Origin of the sequence: Tepidibacter mesophilus (assembly GCF_002724055.1) — a bacterium.
Lineage (GTDB): Bacteria > Bacillota > Clostridia > Peptostreptococcales > Peptostreptococcaceae > Tepidibacter_A > Tepidibacter_A mesophilus.
The window spans coordinates 1-516 of record NZ_BDQY01000073.1 but is presented as its reverse complement, the minus strand read 5'-3'; the positions used below and the strand labels follow the sequence as shown (position 1 = coordinate 516).

The following is a 516-nucleotide window of genomic DNA, read 5'->3' as shown; positions in this document are numbered from 1 at the left end:
GTCGCCAAATAATTCTTTTTCTTTGGGAGATACAAAAAAATAAAAAAGTGCTAGTGTGGCTCAACGGTAGAGCAGCTGACTTGTAATCAGCAGGTTGTAGGTTCGATTCCTATCACTAGCTCCAAAACATGGAGGGGTTCCCGAGTTGGCCAAAGGGGGCAGACTGTAAATCTGTTAGCATCGCTTTCACTGGTTCGAATCCAGTCCCCTCCACCATGAAATAATGCGGGTGTGGCGGAATTGGCAGACGCACTAGACTTAGGATCTAGCGCTTTTAGCGTGGGGGTTCAAGTCCCTCCACCCGCACCATAAGCGGAAGTGGCTCAGTGGTAGAGCATCGCCTTGCCAAGGCGAGGGTCGCGAGTTCGAATCTCGTCTTCCGCTCCAAGATATGTGCCTGTAGCTCAGTTGGATAGAGCAGTGGCCTTCTAAGCCACGTGTCCGGGGTTCGAATCCCTGCAGGCACGCCATACTGGGGATTCGCCAAGTCGGTAAGGCTCAGGATTTTGATTCCTG

At 51.6% G+C, this 516-nt stretch carries 5 tRNA genes; all 5 read left to right on the top strand.

Annotated elements, in window-relative coordinates:
• Nucleotides 1-49 precede the first annotated feature (49 nt).
• The 5 genes from Tmeso_RS15905 (at nt 50) to Tmeso_RS15885 (ending at nt 470) form a co-directional block, all read left to right on the top strand.
• A tRNA-Thr gene (locus Tmeso_RS15905) sits at nt 50-124 on the top strand.
• 6 nt (nt 125-130) lie between these two features.
• A tRNA-Tyr gene (locus Tmeso_RS15900) sits at nt 131-216 on the top strand.
• Nucleotides 217-225: 9 nt separating this feature from the next.
• A tRNA-Leu gene (locus Tmeso_RS15895) sits at nt 226-309 on the top strand.
• 3 nt (nt 310-312) lie between these two features.
• A tRNA-Gly gene (locus Tmeso_RS15890) sits at nt 313-387 on the top strand.
• A 6-nt stretch (nt 388-393) separates the two neighbouring features.
• Nucleotides 394-470, top strand: a tRNA-Arg gene (locus tag Tmeso_RS15885).
• The last annotated feature ends 46 nt before the right edge of the window (nt 471-516 follow it).